The following is a 19,811-nucleotide window of genomic DNA, read 5'->3' on the forward strand; positions in this document are numbered from 1 at the left end:
TATTTTTAAGGTGGACTGTGACCTTTGTTCATGTTCCATCTCCATCTTTTTGAATCAAATGATCAATTTATTCAATCATCTTTGAACTACGTTTTATGCTGTATAAACGGTATACTTTTCAATAAATTTTTTAATCAATAATAGATATATAGATGCAACGTCTGATCCAAGATTTTTCGATTCCTGCTGTATTCGCTGGCTTTATCACATTTCTGATTGGTATTAGTGTTTCTGCAGTATTGGTGATTCAAGGGGCACAATCCCTCGGTGCAAATACTGCACAAATTAGTTCGTGGTTTTGGGCATTAGGATTAGCGATCGGACTTTCAGGTTTATTATTATCTTGGAAATATAAATATCCTGTTGCTACAGCTTGGTCAACGCCCGGTATTGCCTTAATTATTGCATCTACAGGACATTATGATCTCTATGAAGCCATTGGTGCATTTGTCATCTGCGGAATTGCGATTGCGGTTGTTGGTTTTTCTGGTGTTTTTCAAAGATTATTGGCTCATATACCAGCCAGCCTAACCTGTGCCATGCTTGCAGGAATCCTCTTAAAATTCGGTATACAAATCTTTAGTAGCTTAGAAACTCATCTAGGTTTTATCCTCAGCATGTTAGCGATTTACTTACTCTCAAAACGTTTATTTCCGCGCTATAGTATTGTGCTGACAGTCATTTTGGGTGCTGCAATTTGTCCACTATTTATTAGTTTTCAACTCGCACCGATCACTTGGTCATTGACACAGCCGGTGTGGATGCAGCCTTCATTTTCTTGGTCTGCGATCTTGGGCTTGGCTTTACCTTTATTTGTGATCAATATGACTTCGCAAAACCTACCCGGTATCGCGATGATTAAAAGCTATGGTTATCATCCTCACGTCAATCAACTTGTAGGCTGGACAGGTATCGCACATACTTTTTTTGCGCCATTTGGCTGTTTCTCAGTAAATTTGGCAGCGATCAGTGCCGCAGTAAGCTTGGATGACCAAGTGCATCCTGACCCAAGTAAGCGTTATATCGCAGGCATTAGTTGTGGTTTATTTTATATTTTGATGGGGCTGTTTGCGGCAACATTAGTTAGTTTACTGATGTCATTCCCACAAATTTTCATCGTTGCGCTTGCAGGCATCGCCCTTTTTGCAACGATTAGCCATAACATTGCTGTTGCTTTTGCCAATGTAGAAGAACGCGAAGCAGCATTACTTACGTTCTTATGTAGCGCGTCTGGTGTGCAATTTTTAGGGGTTGGTTCTGCATTTTGGGGGTTAATCCTTGGAATCGTTGTTTTAATTATCTTCAAATTTAAAAATAAGCCTTAAGTCAAAACTTAGGGCTTATCCATCACAATACAATAAACTTTGGGCGTTATTTATTGTCTAAATTTTTATTTGCTTCATCGTCATTTAAAATCCGCCCTGCTTGTTGTGGTTGAATCAACGGAGCTGTTGGACGTGGCTGGTTATGTGAATATTGGAATCCCACCCCAGCATAAACATCATCAGCTGCTATTTCTGTCTCAAAGCGTTCCTCATCTCGTTCACGAATTTCATGAGCAATGCGTCTTACTTCCTCTTGGTCAACACCAAGCTCCTTTAAGATCACGCCACCAAATTTAATTGCAGATTCAAAAGTTTCACGAATCATATAATCAACTTTGTGCTTCACTAAATAGAGTGAATGTTCTCTGTCATAAGAGCGTACAAGTAACTTTGCTAACGGAAACTCATGTCCTACCAGTTCGACGATCTTATTGGTTGTTTCCTTACTATCAACACAAACTACGATCGCTTGTGCTGTTGCAGCACCTGATGCATGCAAAATATCTAAACGCGCACCATCACCATAATAGATTTTAAAACCAAATCTTTCTGCATTTTGAATCATATCGATATCATTATCGATGATCGTTACATCTACACCGCGAGCCAATAACAACTGACTGGTTACTTGCCCAAAACGCCCGAAACCGATCATTAAAACACTGCCACTTAAACCGTCAGCGACACTCACATTATCTAACGAGATTGTATCTTTAGTCTCAGTAAATCGTTTAAACAAAATCCCAATAATCGGCGTCAAAACCATAGAAAGGACAACAATCGCAGTCAAATTTGATCTAGTCGTATTGTCAATAACTTGTGCACTTACAGCAGCAGCAAACAACACAAAAGCAAACTCACCACCTTGTGCCATGAGTAAAGCTCGATCTAGAGCTTCTGTATGCGGACTCTTGGTAATACGTGCCACGATGTAAATCATCAATGCTTTTACAAACATTAAAGCCAAAACACCGCACAAAATGAGTTGCCAATTTTGAGCGACAACAGACAAATCTAATGACATCCCTACACCAAGGAAGAATAGCCCTAATAATATCCCTCGAAAAGGCTCAATATCTGCTTCGATTTGATGTCTAAATGTAGATTCTGATAACAATACACCTGCAAGGAAAGCCCCCATTGCCATAGACAGTCCACTTACTTGCATGATTAATGCAGCACCTAATACCACTAAAAGTGCTGCAGCTGTCATCACTTCTCTCGCTTTTGCAGCGGCTAAAAGTCTAAACAATGGATTTAACAGCCAATAGCCAGCAGCAATTAAACCAGCTATTGCGAGCAAACCAATACCGATCATTTCTAATCGTGCAGAAGTACTTTCCACCACATGGTTTGGTGCCATAAAAGCAACAAGTGCCAGTAATGGTACAATTAATAAATCTTCAAATAATAGAATAGAGACAATCTTTTGGCCTCGTGGTTGCGCAATGTCTCCACGATCACCGAGTAACTGCATAACAATCGCTGTTGAGGTCAAAACAAAGCCTGTTGCAGCGATAAACGCTACTTGCCATGTGAAACCAAAAAGGATTCCAACGCCTGTCAATGCACATGAACTCACCAGAATTTGTAAACTGCCTAGACCAAATATTTCTCGCCTTAGACTCCATAAATGTGAAGGTTGCATTTCTAAACCAATCACAAACAGGTACATCACGATACCCAACTCTGCTATATGTAGGATTGAAGCTGAATCACTAAAAAAAGCAAAACCAAATGGACCTATGATAAGCCCTGCAATTAAATATCCTAGGACTGAACCCAGCCCTATTCTTTTAAAAATAGGAACTGCAATAACAGCAGCTGCCAATAAAACAACGGGTGCAATTAAACTAATTGAGTGAGCGTCTGAACTCATACTATTCTCATTGTTATCAATGTGTTTCTATTTTATTTGAAACAATAGAAGACTTATACATCATTTATGAGACAATGCTTCTTATTGTATTGATTACAAACACCCACACTCGATTTAATTTATCGCATTCTTATCCCAAAAAGCTTGGCGAATTTGTGGCATAGAATTCAGATGGTTAATGATGTGTTGTGCTTCTTCTGTTTCAATCGAAGTTGCAATCAACGTCACTTCGATTTCGACTTCCTTTTCACCAAATGGTGTCACCTGAATATCTTTGGCAGGATAATTATGGTGCTTAAGAGTCAAATTCAACTCATCCATCACCGCTTTACTTTGACTACGATCACAAATGATGTAAATCACATGTAGCACCTCAGTATCGTCATCTAACGGTCTGCGATCAATCACATGAACAATTGGTCGTAATAACGTATTGGCAGCCAAAATAAACATGGTGGCTAAAATGGCTTCAATAATCAGATCTGATCCAGCAGATGCTCCAACTGCGGCAGAACACCACAAAGTTGCTGCTGTATTTAAGCCGTGGATATTGCCTTCTTGGCGCATAATTACACCTGCACCCAAGAATCCTATTCCTGAAACAACATAGGCAATTACACGTACTGCACCATCAGCTCCCGTAAGATTGATAGCAATATCTACAAAAATTGCGGCCCCAACCGCTACTAGTACATTGGTTCTTAATCCTGCCGTACGTTGACGATATTGTCTTTCAAAACCAATCAAAGCACCTAAAATAAAAGCGACACTAAGACTAATTAAAGTGTCTACGATATTTGATAAATCAATATTTTGGAGAAATTTAAACTGCATCATCGACTTGCTCAACTTTTAATTTCGTTATCGTGATCAGCAAAATGCTAAAAATTAGGCACATATAAATGATCACTTTTAGGACAACAGACCTAAAAATGTCTTCGTGCAAAATCATTTTGCTAAAAGCTAAGTTTTTGATGGATTTATAAAAAATGATATCAGAGCTATCTCATTGCAAGATAGCGAATATTAATGGCGATCTTGCTCAGTTTCCGCTTTGATTTAATTGTTTCTTAAATCCAAACCTCGAACAACTGTCCATTTAATATTCCTTAACACATAAACTCGCCGACATTTTAGGGCATGTTATGTGATAAACAAGCCCTAATGTTATGAATTTTTTATGACAAACACATGTCTGTCATAAAATCTTTTGATTTATAGTTCACGAACCACGACGGTTTTCGCCATTTTGTCATGCCAGCCCTGTTTCTTTCGATCAAAAGCAATCCAGATCAAACCAATAAACAACACCAGTGTTGCAGGAATATAACCAATATAGCGAATAATACCTTGTCCTACTGAAACATGATTGCCAGTTTGTTCATCAAGAACTTTTAAACGTAGTAAGCGCTTACCTGGTGTACCTGCAAATTTGACCCAACAGAATATATAAAATACTGCTGACAAAATCTGCCCAATCCAATCCGTCCATGACCAACTCGTTCTGGTCAAATTATCCGTTACACTTGGAGACAACAACATCATTAACGGAATCAAAATTGCTAAAATAATAATTGTGTCAAGAATTGCCGCGCCTACACGTATCCAGAATCCAGCATATTCGTATTTATCTGACATATTCCCCTCTCTTTTTGTTTATACAAAGTCAATGTTTAGAGATATTGTTTTCAGCAACAACTATAACATTTATCTTTAAATTTGTTTTAATTCGCGGTCAAAGAAATCGACTGTACGTTGCCAAACCAATGCTGACTCTGGTCGATCACGACTTACCGTACGAAAGCCATGTGGCATCGGATACGTATAAGCTTCAACACGATCGCCTAATTGTTGAATCAGTTTATTCCTTTTTCTGGCTGGACAGAATGGATCAAATTGCTCAGACCAATGTCCTTGCAAAATCCTAATTTCATCCAAAGACTCTGTTTTAGGAACACCTGCACCTTCGATGCCGAAAGAATGATGATAGACAACAGGTGCTAACATGTCTTCACGCTTTGCCATTTGAATGACATAGCCACCAGTTAAACATTGACCTAACATCCCCAAACGACCATTTGATCGCGGATCCACTTTTAACTCATCCAATAACACGTGGATTTCTTTGTTTACTTCACTATCAGCTGCATTGGTACGTCCTGCTTTTGCAACCATTGCACGAATGCAATATTTGACTGCTCCGCCGCTATATAAGTTCGGCACGTATACTAGATATCCCCGATCGGCTAAGTCTTGAGCATCCTCTCGATAAGCATCAATCACACCATATAATTCATGGAGTAACAGAATTGCAGGTACTTTATCAGTCGTTTCGGCTGGCGCATAAATCTCAACCTCGATCTGTCGAGTTGGTAATGTGATTGTTTTTATTTCCATTTTCTAATGTCTATATTGATTAATTCTCAATCATATTATTTATGACAATAATAATTGTCAAATAAAAGGACAAACTGTTCACAGAGTCCAAAAGTTATTTGATAACATTAGCATTACAAACACTTATAAATTCATAATAAGGTATGCCATCACTAGAACAAAAGTTTTGTTTGCCATCATGTATTTTATAATGGTCTGCATCTGCATAATCACCACATAAAACGGCAATTATATAAAATGAAAATGCGCTACTAAAACATAACAGGTAAAATGCGATGCCAAAAAATACTCCCATGATGTAAACTGATATTTAGCCTTACATCAACCATACCATTTAACATCGCATACCCTTTAACTCGTAATTCGGCGTGTAACTTTTAGTGCCTGTGCTAGCAACTCTTTGACTTTAGCTGTGTCCTGTGCCATTTCATACTCAGAAGCTAACTTGCGTAATACAGTAGCCTGCAAATATGGATCTGAAATACGATTAGCTAGTTTTTCTGTACGCTTTAAAAGCGCTAAAGCTTCTGCCTGCTGTTTTTGGCGATACATATTTTTAGCAATACGAATAAAACCCTCAGCTTGATGATAAGGATCAGCAATCCGCTCTGCCATTTTTATCCCATCTTTAAATTGATAGCTCTGTCCCCAATTACGTGCAATTTCACTGCGAACAGCGAAAGTAGCTTCACTATCAGGTAACTGCTCAGCAATTACCACAGCACGCTGCAATGCTTTTGCTGCACGCTCACGCTGACCTTTTTCAGCTTGCTCCCCACCAAGCATCGCTAAAGCTTGAGCTTGCTGTAAAGGGCTTTTAATTTGATCAATCAAATCCCAAACTTGGTCAAAAACAGCAAGCGCTTTGTCTTGATGCTTAATATCCATGAAGTGAGCGCCTGCTTCATTAAAATGTAGCGCTCGCTCATAAGGATCAGTTAAGGTCTGTGCAATACCATAGGCCTCGTACACCATACCCACACCGTCCACAGGATTGAGGAAGCGATGGCTTGCTCCTGTGCCTGACAGCAGCTCAGCACGCAACTCTAAATCATCAACCGCGTGCGCACGTCGATCACACTCAGCCAACAACTGACGCGTCAGTTCAGGCTGATTGGCTTTTGCTGCCTTATTAGCCAACTTCCATGCTGTTTTAACCCATATTTCGGTATCCGAGACTTGATTTAACACTTGCATTGCCAAATCAAAATCACCATTAGATGCGATCTCATTGGCAGTATGCCCCATCACATATTGCTGGACATAAGGCTGTTGAATGGCTTTAGCTAGAACCTTTGACTCTTGCAATAATCGGGTAGCCAACTGCGTCTCACCCAATGTTTGATATAGGTTCGAAAGCTGGGCCAATAAACTTGATTTTTGATAAGGCTGTGCTGTCGTGCGAATATCCGCAGCCAGTGCCTGATTTAATCGAAGATCTTCATGTGCTAAAACAGGCAAACTCAAAACCAGACCAAAACCGCTCAACACCAAAGGTAATACCTTTTTGTTAAAAAACATTAAAACTTCCTCTTTAAAATCAAAAAAGATTTTGCTTGCTATCGAGCAAACAAAAGACCACTTAAAACTTCCCCTCTAATGTTAGGAAATACGATCGTCCTGAACGCTCTTCCTCTTGCTCAAAAAATATGATTTTTCCTGCTGCATCATATGTTGTACGTGGGCGATTTTTTTCAATTTCAAGTAAGTTAATTCCACTGAGTCGAAGACGAAAATCTTTATTCAGTTGATGTGTCAAATATGCATCCAAATAATGCGATGGCTCTTGACGCTGAACTCGGGCATTACCATTTGAAAGATCGTGCTTCTCAAGTGAACCAACACGGTTATAATTAAAGCCTAATGTGGTACGCCATGGTCTATATTCATAATCCAAGCCAGCATTAAGAATATATTTCGGCTGCTCATTTACACGGCGTGAACGCAGAGTAGTCCGATCTTGTGTCGATGAATCTAGTAATGACAGATTGCCACGTAAGGTCAGACCTGTTAAACCAAAATGATCCATTTTACGTGAGCCATCCAGCTCAACACCCCACATTTTGGCGGAATCAACATTTACAGGAAGTTCCTCAAAGCGCTGTTGCGCAGCATTCAGTATCGTCTGCTTTTCAATCAGATTAGATAAATTCCTGTAAAAAAGATTAGCGGTAAGTACACCTTGCTTTTGGAAGAAATAATGCTCAACACTTGTTTCAACACCCCACGCAGTTTCAGGTTTAAGATTAGGATTCCCTACTTTATCTGGGCTATCTAAGCTACCGTCTTTTTGCTCCGAAAAAGGTACTAAGTCATCATATTTCGGACGACGAATACTCCGCGACACACTAGCTCGCCAATTCGTTTGCTCAGTGAGCTTATGTAGCAAATGTACTGATGGATTTAGATGCACATGCCGTTCTAAGTCACTTGTGTTTCTATCAAAAATGGCTTGACCTGAAACAGACTCAACACGTAACCCTGATGTTAGAATTGTCTGATCGGTCCAAAGATATTCATCTTGCAAATAAACGCTGAATTTATCTTCATCAATTTTCGCACGTTGCATCGTGAGATCAGCCTTATCATCTTTCTTCCATGCTTGCTTGTTTTTCTCCCACTTTGAACCTGTCCACTCAATACCCAATTCAAGCGCATGATTAACATCCCATGCCCATAAACCTTTCCAACCGAGTAGAGAAGATGACTCGTCAATTGATTCATGCGAGCCAGACGCAAATTTTAACAATGCTCTTGCATCAGCCTGCTTTCCCTTACTATCGTTTTGGTCTTTTTTCTCATTCTTACGCTGAATTTGTGCATCTATCTGGTGCTTAATACCATCATCAGGCTCATAGCTCCAACTCACATCTGTACCGAGATAGCGACGCTCTTTTTGGGCATTCATAAACTCTCGATCACTCAAATCTGCCTTCTTTAAACGATCACGATCTTTATTCTCGTTGGACACATTAAGCTTTGGATGCACTAATAAGCGTTGCTGATCATTAACCTGCCAATCCAAGCGGGCAGATAAGGCATATTCATCATGCTCGCGTACCTCTAGATCCTGCTCACGATTTCTAAGCGTAGTCCGAGTTTCATCCGTGTAATCCTTACGATCTTTTTCTCTAATGCCATAACGATTTTGTACACTTGCAGTCAGTAAGTAACCAACATCACCCACCCGATCACCCAAATTAATATTCAAGCTTCCAGCTTTTCCATCATTCGGTGCATCAGGCATTAAGCCACCAGTAATTTTAAAACTTCTTTTTAATTGATCTGGAGTTTTTTTAAGGACAATATTTACAGTACCAGCTACGCCCTGTGAATCCATACTTGCTGTGGTACTACGAATAATTTCAATACGCTCAACTTGACTAGCAGGAATTTGATCGATGGCGAAATCACGTCCATTTACAGGACGACCATCCAACATGATCTGTGTGTAATCTTTATGCAACCCGCGTAAACGAGCATCATTATTTTCACCTGGTGGTCCTCCAAAACTTATGCTAGGCATACGACGAATCACTTCCCCCATGCTTAAATCTGCAAATTTTTCCAGTTCTGCCTGCCCAACCACGATCTTGGCAGCCGATAGACTTTGGCGTTCACTCAACTCATCCAGCAAGCTTGCACGCACTTGAATTGTGGGAAGCTCACCAATTGTAATCACATTATTTTCAGCAAAAGCAGCATTTACACTCATTAGTGTTAGATAAATAAATCCTGATGTTGGAAGTGTCCGCATTTTAACCACAAAGTAGAATCATTATTATTATCATTATTATTATCATTATTATTAATTAAGAAAACACAAAAGACAATATTCTATACAAAAAAAATATTGACAATTTTTAAAATACAATATCAATTGATTTTTCAATTATTATTTTGAATAAATACTTTCTGAAAAAAGAGAAAAATCGTTATAGATTTGAACTAATACAATTTGAAGAAACTACCATTTACACTTAGAACTAAATCAAGTCAGGAAATTTGACCGCACCTTTTTATGTTTATGACGATTTCACTACTAAAAAAGTGCAATCAAAAGTTTTAACACTCAATCGAATTGACTGCCAATCCACCTTTTGAGGTTTCTTTATACTTATCAGACATATCCTTACCAGTTTCTTTCATGGTTTGAATGACTTTATCCAATGAAATAAAATGCTCACCGTCACCATGTAATGCCATCTGAGCTGCATTGATTGCCTTTACAGCAGCAATTGCATTTCTTTCAATACATGGAACTTGTACCAAACCACCGACAGGGTCGCAGGTCAGCCCTAAGTTGTGTTCAAGCCCAATTTCAGCAGCATGTTCAACTTGTTCAGGCGTACCTTCTAAAATTTCAGCTAATCCCGCCGATGCCATAGCACATGCAGAACCCACCTCCCCCTGACATCCAACCTCAGCGCCAGAAATGGATGCATTCAATTTGCATAGAATACCTACTGCTGCGGCACTCAAGAAAAATCTCACAATGGTGTCTTCAGATTCATCTTTAGAAAAATTAACATAATAAGATAACACTGCTGGAATAATTCCAGCCGCACCATTCGTAGGTGCTGTGACCACTTGGCCACCTGCGGCATTTTCTTCATTAACAGCGAGCGCGTATAAATTCACCCATTCCATGGCGTTAAATGTTGTCGCAATCAAATTTTCATTTTCTTTTTTCAATAACCGTTGATGAATATTCTTGGCACGTCGTTTCACATTCAAACCACCTGCCAAAACACCCTCATGTTGCAAACCACTTTGGATACAGTCTTGCATCACTTGCCAAATTTGCATAATTTTGGCACGAATTTCTGCTTCGCTGCGCCAGCTTTTTTCATTTTCTAACATCAAATGACTAACACTACATTGATGTGTTTTACAAAGTGCCAATAGCTCTTTGGCACTTTGAAATGGATAAGGCACAACAGTCTGATCTTCGACAAAACTCCCTTGATCAACCTGACTTTCGTCGATAATAAATCCACCACCTATCGAGTAATAAGTATTGGAATAAATGAGTTCTTCTGCATCATTTACTGCTATTATCTTCATCGCATTCGGATGATAAGGTAAAGCCTCATCAATAAAAACAATATCTTGATTTGGATCAAACTTTACCGCATGAGTACCATCCATCATAAGTATACGAGATTGCAACACCTGATCTAGCTGTATTTGGCTATGAGGGATATCAATTGTTTCAGGATCATTACCCATCAAACCCAATATTGTCGCTCGATCTGTGCCATGTCCTATACCTGTAGATGACAATGAACCGTATAAAAAAATTTGTACTCTAGCAACCTTGTCTAAAACATCTTGAACTTTAAGTGATTGAGTAAAGCGATATGCTGCTCTCATTGGTGCAACCGTATGTGAACTCGAAGGTCCAACACCAATTTTAAAAAGATCAAATACGCTCAGCGCCATATATTATTGTCCTCTGCTATCCCTTCATGTTTTTATAATTTTTATTTAATGGGAAATTCCATAAAAAAAGAAAATCAAAAAGAATAACCACAACCGCACTATGACGATTGTGGTTATAGAAAATTTTAACGCTTAAATGCTTAATAATGAATTCAAAGTTTCTGACACATTCTTCGATTTCACCTTTGGCTGCAATGCTTTTAACGCTTGCTGTACCTGACTACGCTGAGGCTCCATCAACGTATACCAACGAGAAAGCACCTGTAATAAACGTGAACCTAAAATTGGATTCTTTTCATCTAGATAAGCAGCTAACTCAATGAAATGATCCACACCAAAACTCCATGTATTTACCGGATTACTTGCTAAACCACCGCTCACAGAACGAATTCGGTTCGGTGTGCCTAAATCGTAATCGGCATGTTTGGTTAGATATTCAATCGTTTCTGCAGTCGCGCAAGGATGAGAAGCTTGGATTGTAAACCATTGATCCAATGATAAGGCTTCATCTTTGAAACGATTGTAGAAGTCATCTAATGCTAGTTGAGCCTGTGGTGCATCATTCCAAACTAGAACACGTAATGCCCCTAAACGTTCTGACATATTTCCTGTTTGCTGATATTGCGCATAAGCTAAATCAAAAACAGAATCATCACCTTGACGTGCCAACATACTCAACATGATATTTTTCAATGCACGAACACCCATAGCCAAAGAAAATTCATTTTGCATATCAGGGTCTAGAGATAAATATGTTTCTTTCCAAAATGAACCCAGTTCACGGGCAAAACGATCTAAAACAGCTTCGCGCTTTTCACGAATGAGTTCTGGCTCATAGTCTTGATCAATTCGGCTACCTAAATAATTTTCACTTGGGACATCAAATAATCGAGAAGCAAGTAGTGGATCTTTATTGACTAAATCAGGCAGTGTATTTTTGATGGCATCAATATAAGTATCTGCTTTGTGATCTTCCAGTAAGATACGCTCTAATAATGTCTGCGTTGCTTGCCATTGATTAAAACCATTGGACTCATGCTGAATCAAGAATGCAAGATCATCATTTGAGTAATCAAATACCAAATTGACTGGCGCAGAAAAATTACGCAGTAATGAAACTACAGGTTGTTCAGTAATACCTGTAAATTCAATCGTTGCTTCATCTTGCTCAAACAAATACATGCCATCTTTTACATCATTTACAAATAGATCGGCACTGTGCAAGGTGTATTGCTCACCAGAGTTTGCATTAAATAAGGCTAAAGCAATAGGAATAGGTACAGCTTTTAAATTAGGATATTTTGGATGTGCTTTTAGACTTTGCTTGAAACTCAAACGATAAGTTTGAGCCGTAGCATCATACGCACCATTGACTTCCAGCTTCGGTGTACCTGGTTGGTTATACCACGTCAGAAAGTTTGATAAATCAACACCTGAACCTGCGCTAAGCGCCGCAACCCAATCTTCAACTGTGACCGCTTGTCCATCATGACGCTTAAAATATTCATCCGTACCTTGACGATATTTATCTTTACCCAATAGCGTTGCCATCATACGGTTAATTTCTGCGCCCTTTTCATAAACCGTTGCCGTATAGAAGTTGTTAATTTCAACAAAATGGTCTGGACGTGGAGGATGTGACAAAGGACCTGCATCTTCAGGAAATTGATGAGATTTTAACACTGCCACATCATCAATACGTTGTACTGCTGCTGACTGTAAATCTTCAGAAAAAGACTGATCACGGAAAACTGTCAAACCTTCTTTTAAACAGAGTTGGAACCAATCACGACAAGTAATACGGTTGCCTGTCCAGTTATGGAAATACTCATGGGCAATGACTGACTGCACACGCATGATGGCAGCATCAGTCGTATACTCCTCATCAGCAAGCACACATGAGGTGTTGAAGATATTTAAACCTTTATTTTCCATCGCCCCCATGTTGAACTGACTCACAGCGACAATCATATAGTTGTCGAGATCATAGGGACGACCATAATGTTCTTCATCCCAACGCATCGAGTGCTTTAACGCTTCCATCGCAATATGACACTTAGGAATATCTTTTTCTACGGCATAAATCTCTAACGCAACGTCACGACCTTCAGAAGTTGTATAACGGTCTTTGAGTACAGCCAAGTCCCCAATCACACAAGCAAATAAATAGCTTGGTTTCTTAGTTGGATCTTGCCAAATCGCGAAATGACGATTTTCATCGACCTCACCAGTTTCAAGTAAATTACCATTTGCCAATAAAACAGGATATTTCTTATCGGCTTCAACACGTGTCGTAAATACAGATAAAACATCAGGTCGATCAGGGTAGAACGTAATTTTGCGGAAACCTTCAGGCTCATTTTGGGTAACGTACAAATCTCCGGCCTTATAAAGACCTTCTAGCTGGGTATTTGATTCAGGATGAATAATCACTTGAATTTGTAAAATGATCTCATCTGGTGCATCAGTGATCACCAATTGTTCACTATCTAACTCATATTGATCAGAATTTAATGTCTGACCATTCAGTTGAATTGATTTTAACTCTAAATCACGACCTAGAAGAATCAAAGAACCAGCGCTTTGACGCTTCATTACGAGCGTTGAATCAACAATTGTATGATTCTCATATACTTGAATATCCAAGTGAATCGAATCAACCAAAAATGATGGTTTTTGATAGTCTTTTAAATAAATGGTTTGATCCGTTTGTACAGGAGGTTGCGCCGCGATATTCATCAGTATTCCTTATCTTTCATAATTTCATGTCAACGGTCTTGTTGGTAAGACTTCTGGTTGCGTCATCAATTTGCACAAATTATGCCGTTTGGTCTAAATATTTCGTATTAGAAAATTATTTAGTACATCTCAACCGATCATACGCCAACTATCAGAGCCTGTCTTTAATGCCAGACATGAGTTTAAGAATTTTATTGGGTTGAAATAATTCAATTTCAAATATATTCGCTTCAATCAGCCAATCATTTAGACAAAATTACAACATAGTTTTCTATTCTTAAATAAAAGTGACAGACCGAACTGCTTTTCATCGCTTAATTTACATTTTTTTTATTTGTTTTACATTTTGTGCACGGTTATTGCTTAATCAATTATGCCAATGTAGGTAAATAAAATAACAAGCGAGGGCTACGACTATGGAATTGAAAGCACACCTTTATCGTCTCGAAAACATTAAAGCAATCCATGATCTTGCGAAAGCAGGTATTGACCATCATGTGATTTCCGTTTTTCTAACAGCAGAGGGAATTGAACTGACGACATTAGAAGTAACCAATATCGTGAATACTTACGATGCCCTAGGAAAAGAGAAAGTACCGAGTAAAAAAGTACAAGCACTTATTGCCGCAAAAAAAATTGGACAGGAGGACGAAAACTTACCATGCCCTGTTTAACATTTAACTCAATAAAAAAACCTCAAATCAGCCTCTGATTTGAGGTTTTTTTAAACTAGAATTTCAAAGTATTTGGCAATTTACGGATTTCCGCTATTGGTGCGAATCCAAACAACCGTACGCCCAAGCGCAGATACCCCCATATAGCCACGCATTCGTAAACGTTTACCTTCGCCCGATACGACACCTTTACCTTTATAAATTCGACCACTGGTCGCCTCTAAAACTGTACCGTCAATATAGGCATTAGAATTATTCGGATCTTGTCTAAATCCAGACAATATTTCCAATCCAAGTAAAGGTTTATTGGTATGAGGTGCTGGGCATTTGGTACAGTTGGTCAAAGCGATACCATGTGCATTTGGATAGCGATAAACAATTTTCCCATTAAACCGCCCATCATCACCTTTTCGAATTTCGACAATGGAGAGTTGTTCACCTGTGCGCTCTTCAATACTTTTCCAGTATCCTTCGATCGATGCAGCAGAAGCTGTCGCCGTTAAAAATGCAATAGAAAGCCCCATGATTCCTTTCATGAATACATGATTCGACATCTTTATATTTTCCCCGTTAAAAAATTACTTAGTCATGTTTTATAGATTTAATATTAAAAAAATAGCATATTTATAGCGCAGTTACACTGTACGCCCCAGTACTTGACTCTATGAAATTTTTAACAATCAAATACGTACAGTGTAATTCATAAATTTTAATTTAAGGATTTGGACTATCAGTACGAATCCAGACTTGCGTACGTCCTAAGGCAGAAATTCCCATATAACCGCGCATCCGCATACGTTTACCATCTGCACTGAGTTGTGCTTTACCTTTGTAAATATTTCCTGTTTTTGGTTCAAGAACACGACCATCAATATACTGATTTGGATTTTGAGGATCTTGTTTCAAACCCCACGCGATTTGCAGACCTAAAATTGGTTTATTCTTAAATGGTTCAGGACATTTAACACAATTGGTCAACAACGTACCACCACCAGGCACAGGATATCGATAAACAATCGTACCTGTATAAGTTCCGTCAGTCTTTTTTTTCACTTCAACAATTGAAAGCTGTTCACCTGTACGGTCATCAATACTCTTCCAATAGCCTTCTGGTGTTGACGCAATCGTAAGTGTAGTTAATAAACCTAGAGAGATTCCCACGACTCCATTCATGAGGATTTTTTTTTGCATATTGGCTCCTTTATCCCTAGCAATCCTTTGGGCCTACATTTTTATTACAATGCATCAATATGGTCAATAAAAAAACATGTATATTTCACAGTTTTATTCTTTATAAATTTGAATTAAATCACATATTTAAACATTACCAAAACAAGGTTTACATTCACAATCAGCCACCTTAAAATTTAAACATCTAGACTCATTCTCAACGATTCTTTGCACCACTTCATGTGCCAGCAATGTATAATATATTTTTTCTAAGACGACTTAATCAATGGATTTACAGATTCTACAAAAACAGTTAGATGAAAGTAGCCATTGCCCATTGTGTCAAGCATCAATGTATTGGGTTGAAGCTGAACAATATACTCAAGAGCTACAATTTCACGAATGCAGTCACTGCCAACACCGCGTTTTTCAGCAAGAAAGTAAACTGAATTGCCATTGTGCTCAATGTACTGCTGCAAGAAAGAAACAAACACAACAAACTCGCCTACAAGAACAACGAAAATACAGTACCAAAGATGAAGTCATTTATAGCCTTAATCAGCTCAGTTTTTTACATAAATTATTTTTACTGAGTTTACTCGACCATTATGCGCGTGAAGATGTACAACATGATGAAATCATTCATTGGGAAAATATTAAATTCCATCATTTTACGCCCAACTATTTATTCCAAAACCATTTACTTCAAAGCTTGCTCAAACTCGGTGTTTTAAAACCACAAGATTCAGGTATTGAAACAGGACATTATTATTTAAATATTCGCTTAGATGGTTATTCAGATCCTAGTTTATATAGTGTTGCTCAACAATTACGTAACTGGTTCTATGAAAATCTTAGTTTAGGCATTCCCTTTAAAACAACTGACGAAGTAAAAGATGCAATGTATTTGGTTTTATACCAAGAGATTGTTCAGTTTATGCAATTTTATTGCCGAACATGGGGGATTCAAATTGCAGGTAGTCGCCCTTTTCAAAGTTTTTGCTTTCGACTTATGGATAGTTTAGCCATCGGTCAGATCTATTATCTAATTCAAACAGCACTCGAATATTTGTACAAACAAAAAGCTCTACAACCAAGAAATGATAAATTTATTAACACCAATTTATTAAAGAAAACATTGGAACAATACCGCGAACGTTCTGTGACTGAACGATGGGAAACATCAACATTACCCAGACCACATAATATTCCTTTAAGTAAAATGAGTGAAATTTTACTGTTTAAATTTCTTGGCTACGATGAAAAGATCTTTATTCAACCAATTTGGAAATCATGGCGAAAAATAGAGCCTCGCTTAAATTTTTATTCGGTAAAACGCTGCATGTATTGTGGTTCTAATGACCTCGTGGTTGAGTACGATGCTACAGATTATGTTTCCCTCATTTGTCGTCAGTGCAAACATCAAGACCACTACTTCACCCGTTAAAGCTTCAGGATTCTTATCATGTCATCAAAACAACAATTGATTGATCAAGTCATTCAAGCTTGGCATGCGTTGCAACAAAAAACACCGTTGATTCAGTGTATGACCAACAGTGTTGCCAACAACTATGTCGCCAATATACTGCTGGCAGCTGGCGCATCTCCTGCGATGATTGATAATCCATATGAAGCCGAAGAGTTTACCAAAATTAGTGCTGCTTTAAGTATTAATGTTGGCACACCTACCACAGAACAAACCCAAGCGATGTTGATTTCTGCTCAAACGGCGCAACAGCATCAAATACCATGGGTTCTCGATCCAGTCGGCTACGGTCCAATCTTAAAATGGCGCAGTGAAACCGTAGATCAATTATTGCAATACCATCCAACGATCATCCGTGGAAATGCCTCAGAAATTAGTGCATTAGCAGGTAATCATGTTCAATCTAAAGGCGTAGACAGTACACTCAATAGCCAAGATGTTTATGAGCAAGCTCGGCGTTTATTGCAGCATACAGATTGTGTCGCCATTTCTGGTGTTTCTGATTATATTATTTCAAAGCAATTTGATATGGTGATTCAAGTCAATGGTGGCTGTCATCTACAACCGAAAATCACTGCTACAGGATGCGCGCTAGGTGCCTTAACAGCAGCTTATAGTGCGGTTACTTCGCCCGCAATTGCCGCACTTGCTTCGCACTTACACTTTGCAATTGCTGGTAAACTTGCTTATGACCAAGCACAAACAGTCGGTAGTTTTAATATTATGTTTTTAGACTATCTACATATGTTAGATGATAATTTAATTCATCAATATTACAGCATCGATTGTCTATGATTCTTTATACATAAACAATCAATGCTGCTTTGACTTAAATGATTGATTAATGAAACCTTTACTTACTAAAGTTGAATTACTAAATACCATCCCAGATGATTTTCCATTTCTTCATCTCTATCCACTTGAGTTTAGAAAAAATATCACTGTAATTACTGGTGAGAACGGCAGTGGAAAATCAACGATTTTAGAAGCTTTAGCTTTAAAATTTGGCTGCTCGGCTGAAGGAGGAACGGTCAATTTTAATTATAAGACTGAAGATACCCATTTAGACTATAGCTCACATTTGCGTATCCAAAAATCTCCACGTCGAATAAGAGATATCTTTTTTTATCGCTCTGAAACTTACTACAACTTTCTAACCGAAATGCGTCAACTCGATAATGCACCAAGTTTTGGACCACCCATTCGAAATTTCTACGGCGGGAAAGATTTACATACGCTATCACATGGTGAAGCAATGAAAGCACTTATTGATCACCGTTTTCGTGCCGAAGGTCTATATATTCTTGATGAGCCAGAATCCGCACTTTCAGTCAATAATCAAATTAACTTTGTGGAAAAAGTAATTCAACTGAGTAAGCAAGGTGCACAATTTATCATTGCAACACACTCACCTATTTTAATGCTGATGCCAGATATCCAATTGCTTCAATTAAATGAAAATAGCCTGCGCGAAGTGAATTTTACAGACACACATATCTATTATATGTATAAGGAAATTATCAACTCAAATGGTGATTATCTAAATCAAATCATTGATATTGAATAGAGTTATTACCAATTCACTAATGATGGCGCTTGAAAATCCCGTCACTCATTAATGTATAAATTCTTTCTAAATCAGTCCTCTCAGATTGCGCAAGCAATTGTTGATGCATTTTTAAAATATTTTGATCACCGCGCATTGCTGGACCTGTTTGCATAAGCTTGGGTTGATTAACAACAGCTTTACTGGCCGTTTCAGTTATCAAAGGATATAACAAGCTAAAATCGACCTGTTCAGCAGCAACGATTTGCTGCGCCATGTCATAGCAATAATTACTAAAATTGCATGCAAATACTGCCGCTAAATGCAGTGTTTGACGTTGTTTAGAACTATATTGATAGACTCTATTACTTAGGCTATTAGCAAGCCCTGTCAGTATTTCTAAATCGGCTTGTGTTGATGCTTCTACAAAAATTGGTGTTTCAATCCAATCGATATCGCGATCCAAACTAAAAGTTTGTAGTGGATAAAACACCCCTGTTCGCTGTGATGCTTGCTCTATCGTGATTAAGCTCGTACTGCCCGAAGTATGTACAATTAAACTCTGAGGTACGAGTGATGTAATTGAATTCATAATTTCAGCAATCACTTGATCACTGACAGCAATCACCACTAAATCGGTTCGTGAATCTAATTGCGCGAATTGATCAATTGCTTGAGCATTTACTTGAGAGGCTAGATTTTCCGCATTTGCTAAATCACGACTAAAAACCTGAACAATATGATGCTGCTGATGTAAAACTTTGGCTAAATGAGTAGCAACCCGACCAGCACCAATAAATGTAATACGCATAAACTCAATCTAAATGTTGTTTGATTGGCAGCATGCCAAGAACCGCGATCTAAATCAATTACTTACTTATCTGATATAACCAAAGTAGTGAAAAACTAGCAAAAACCAAAGCAAAGAAAGGAAAAGCTTTGGGTTGCTTTGAGTCTTGTGGTGTTACTGGTATGGTCAAAATAGGTGGCATCAAGTTTTTTTCTGTCGTTTGCCCCAAGCTCAAAACCTCAGGAGTCCAATTTGGTAGCAATGCATGTATAGATTCTTTATGATCACGAAGATAATAAATAATACTGATGGTATCATTGCCGATCTCATTTGAAAGGACCGCTAAACTCTTTGGAATGG

The 19,811-nt window shown here is 38.4% G+C and carries 16 protein-coding genes and 1 pseudogene; 5 read left to right on the forward strand and 12 right to left on the reverse strand.

All coding sequences use genetic code 11. The annotated features are described in order from the left end of the window. Positions 1–152: 152 nt before the first annotated feature. A complete protein-coding gene (locus HMPREF0023_RS04765; protein WP_004639446.1) occupies positions 153–1,325 on the forward strand; it encodes a benzoate/H(+) symporter BenE family transporter in 1,173 nt (390 codons plus the stop codon). 46 nt (positions 1,326–1,371) lie between these two features. On the opposite strand, the gene HMPREF0023_RS04770 is transcribed toward HMPREF0023_RS04765, so the two are convergent. From HMPREF0023_RS04770 to pepN, 8 genes are all read right to left on the reverse strand, one after another. After that, positions 1,372–3,204 carry a monovalent cation:proton antiporter-2 (CPA2) family protein gene (locus HMPREF0023_RS04770; protein ID WP_008941319.1) on the reverse strand — a complete coding sequence of 611 codons (1,833 nt, stop codon included), beginning with the start codon at positions 3,202–3,204 and terminating at the stop codon, positions 1,372–1,374. A gap of 114 nt (positions 3,205–3,318) precedes the next feature. Then, positions 3,319–4,038: an MgtC/SapB family protein gene (locus HMPREF0023_RS04775; RefSeq protein ID WP_026056330.1), complete on the reverse strand. Its 720-nt coding sequence runs from the start codon at positions 4,036–4,038 to the stop codon at positions 3,319–3,321. Positions 4,039–4,419: 381 nt separating this feature from the next. Beyond that, positions 4,420–4,842 carry an RDD family protein gene (locus HMPREF0023_RS04780; protein WP_004639450.1) on the reverse strand — a complete coding sequence of 141 codons (423 nt, stop codon included), beginning with the start codon at positions 4,840–4,842 and terminating at the stop codon, positions 4,420–4,422. 75 nt (positions 4,843–4,917) lie between these two features. Next, complete coding sequence (locus HMPREF0023_RS04785) at positions 4,918–5,601, reverse strand: dienelactone hydrolase family protein (RefSeq protein ID WP_004639451.1); 684 nt, start codon at positions 5,599–5,601, stop codon at positions 4,918–4,920. Between the two features lie 351 nt (positions 5,602–5,952). After that, the gene (locus tag HMPREF0023_RS04790) at positions 5,953–7,122 is read right to left on the reverse strand and encodes a tetratricopeptide repeat protein (protein WP_005090065.1); all 1,170 of its coding nucleotides are present in this window, start codon (positions 7,120–7,122) and stop codon (positions 5,953–5,955) included. Positions 7,123–7,183: 61 nt separating this feature from the next. After that, positions 7,184–9,358, reverse strand: a complete 2,175-nt coding sequence (locus HMPREF0023_RS04795) for a TonB-dependent receptor plug domain-containing protein (RefSeq protein WP_005090064.1) — start codon at positions 9,356–9,358, stop codon at positions 7,184–7,186. A gap of 308 nt (positions 9,359–9,666) precedes the next feature. Then, positions 9,667–11,046 carry an L-serine ammonia-lyase gene (locus HMPREF0023_RS04800; protein WP_005090063.1) on the reverse strand — a complete coding sequence of 460 codons (1,380 nt, stop codon included), beginning with the start codon at positions 11,044–11,046 and terminating at the stop codon, positions 9,667–9,669. Positions 11,047–11,178: 132 nt separating this feature from the next. Beyond that, positions 11,179–13,785 (reverse strand): aminopeptidase N, encoded by a 2,607-nt coding sequence (pepN, locus tag HMPREF0023_RS04805; RefSeq protein WP_005090062.1) that lies wholly within the window; start codon positions 13,783–13,785, stop codon positions 11,179–11,181. Between the two features lie 416 nt (positions 13,786–14,201). Between pepN and HMPREF0023_RS04810 the strand changes: the two genes are divergently transcribed. Next, positions 14,202–14,459, forward strand: coding sequence for a hypothetical protein (locus tag HMPREF0023_RS04810; protein ID WP_004639454.1), 258 nt, complete (start codon positions 14,202–14,204; stop codon positions 14,457–14,459). Between the two features lie 80 nt (positions 14,460–14,539). Here the strand turns inward: HMPREF0023_RS04810 and HMPREF0023_RS04815 are convergent, their stop codons facing one another. Then, positions 14,540–15,013, reverse strand: coding sequence for a DUF2147 domain-containing protein (locus HMPREF0023_RS04815; protein WP_004639455.1), 474 nt, complete (start codon positions 15,011–15,013; stop codon positions 14,540–14,542). Positions 15,014–15,173: 160 nt separating this feature from the next. Continuing rightward, positions 15,174–15,650 (reverse strand): DUF2147 domain-containing protein, encoded by a 477-nt coding sequence (locus HMPREF0023_RS04820; RefSeq protein WP_005090061.1) that lies wholly within the window; start codon positions 15,648–15,650, stop codon positions 15,174–15,176. A gap of 265 nt (positions 15,651–15,915) precedes the next feature. Here HMPREF0023_RS04820 and HMPREF0023_RS04825 point away from each other — a divergent pair, with 265 nt between their 5' ends. From HMPREF0023_RS04825 to HMPREF0023_RS04835, 3 genes are read left to right on the forward strand one after another with little or no spacing between them, the layout of a single operon-like run. Further along, the gene (locus tag HMPREF0023_RS04825; protein WP_004639458.1) at positions 15,916–17,076 is read left to right on the forward strand and encodes a hypothetical protein; all 1,161 of its coding nucleotides are present in this window, start codon (positions 15,916–15,918) and stop codon (positions 17,074–17,076) included. Positions 17,077–17,094: 18 nt separating this feature from the next. After that, positions 17,095–17,910: a hydroxyethylthiazole kinase gene (gene thiM / locus HMPREF0023_RS04830; protein ID WP_008941321.1), complete on the forward strand. Its 816-nt coding sequence runs from the start codon at positions 17,095–17,097 to the stop codon at positions 17,908–17,910. A 49-nt stretch (positions 17,911–17,959) separates the two neighbouring features. After that, a complete protein-coding gene (locus HMPREF0023_RS04835; protein ID WP_008941322.1) occupies positions 17,960–18,682 on the forward strand; it encodes an AAA family ATPase in 723 nt (240 codons plus the stop codon). A gap of 16 nt (positions 18,683–18,698) precedes the next feature. Here HMPREF0023_RS04835 and HMPREF0023_RS04840 read toward each other — a convergent pair whose 3' ends face one another. Then, positions 18,699–19,472 carry a Rossmann-like and DUF2520 domain-containing protein gene (locus HMPREF0023_RS04840; protein ID WP_005082657.1) on the reverse strand — a complete coding sequence of 258 codons (774 nt, stop codon included), beginning with the start codon at positions 19,470–19,472 and terminating at the stop codon, positions 18,699–18,701. Between the two features lie 58 nt (positions 19,473–19,530). Beyond that, positions 19,531–19,811, reverse strand: a pseudogene (locus HMPREF0023_RS04845) (hypothetical protein); the annotation flags it as partial.

Source organism: Acinetobacter sp. ATCC 27244 (assembly GCF_000156555.1).
GTDB lineage: Bacteria > Pseudomonadota > Gammaproteobacteria > Pseudomonadales > Moraxellaceae > Acinetobacter > Acinetobacter haemolyticus.

What these genes read in the sequence shown, in the direction of transcription:
- pepN (WP_005090062.1), bottom strand. Translation starts at nt 13,785, where the DNA reads ATGAATATCGCGGCGCAACCTCCTGTACAAACGGATCAAACCATTTAT.
- HMPREF0023_RS04810 (WP_004639454.1), top strand. Translation starts at nt 14,202, where the DNA reads ATGGAATTGAAAGCACACCTTTATCGTCTCGAAAACATTAAAGCAATC.
- HMPREF0023_RS04815 (WP_004639455.1), bottom strand. Translation starts at nt 15,013, where the DNA reads ATGTCGAATCATGTATTCATGAAAGGAATCATGGGGCTTTCTATTGCA.
- HMPREF0023_RS04835 (WP_008941322.1), top strand. Translation starts at nt 17,960, where the DNA reads ATGAAACCTTTACTTACTAAAGTTGAATTACTAAATACCATCCCAGAT.
- HMPREF0023_RS04770 (WP_008941319.1), bottom strand. Translation starts at nt 3,204, where the DNA reads ATGAGTTCAGACGCTCACTCAATTAGTTTAATTGCACCCGTTGTTTTA.
- HMPREF0023_RS04825 (WP_004639458.1), top strand. Translation starts at nt 15,916, where the DNA reads ATGGATTTACAGATTCTACAAAAACAGTTAGATGAAAGTAGCCATTGC.
- HMPREF0023_RS04840 (WP_005082657.1), bottom strand. Translation starts at nt 19,472, where the DNA reads ATGCGTATTACATTTATTGGTGCTGGTCGGGTTGCTACTCATTTAGCC.
- HMPREF0023_RS04820 (WP_005090061.1), bottom strand. Translation starts at nt 15,650, where the DNA reads ATGCAAAAAAAAATCCTCATGAATGGAGTCGTGGGAATCTCTCTAGGT.
- HMPREF0023_RS04765 (WP_004639446.1), top strand. Translation starts at nt 153, where the DNA reads ATGCAACGTCTGATCCAAGATTTTTCGATTCCTGCTGTATTCGCTGGC.
- HMPREF0023_RS04780 (WP_004639450.1), bottom strand. Translation starts at nt 4,842, where the DNA reads ATGTCAGATAAATACGAATATGCTGGATTCTGGATACGTGTAGGCGCG.
- thiM (WP_008941321.1), top strand. Translation starts at nt 17,095, where the DNA reads ATGTCATCAAAACAACAATTGATTGATCAAGTCATTCAAGCTTGGCAT.
- HMPREF0023_RS04800 (WP_005090063.1), bottom strand. Translation starts at nt 11,046, where the DNA reads ATGGCGCTGAGCGTATTTGATCTTTTTAAAATTGGTGTTGGACCTTCG.
- HMPREF0023_RS04790 (WP_005090065.1), bottom strand. Translation starts at nt 7,122, where the DNA reads ATGTTTTTTAACAAAAAGGTATTACCTTTGGTGTTGAGCGGTTTTGGT.
- HMPREF0023_RS04795 (WP_005090064.1), bottom strand. Translation starts at nt 9,358, where the DNA reads ATGCGGACACTTCCAACATCAGGATTTATTTATCTAACACTAATGAGT.
- HMPREF0023_RS04785 (WP_004639451.1), bottom strand. Translation starts at nt 5,601, where the DNA reads ATGGAAATAAAAACAATCACATTACCAACTCGACAGATCGAGGTTGAG.
- HMPREF0023_RS04775 (WP_026056330.1), bottom strand. Translation starts at nt 4,038, where the DNA reads ATGCAGTTTAAATTTCTCCAAAATATTGATTTATCAAATATCGTAGAC.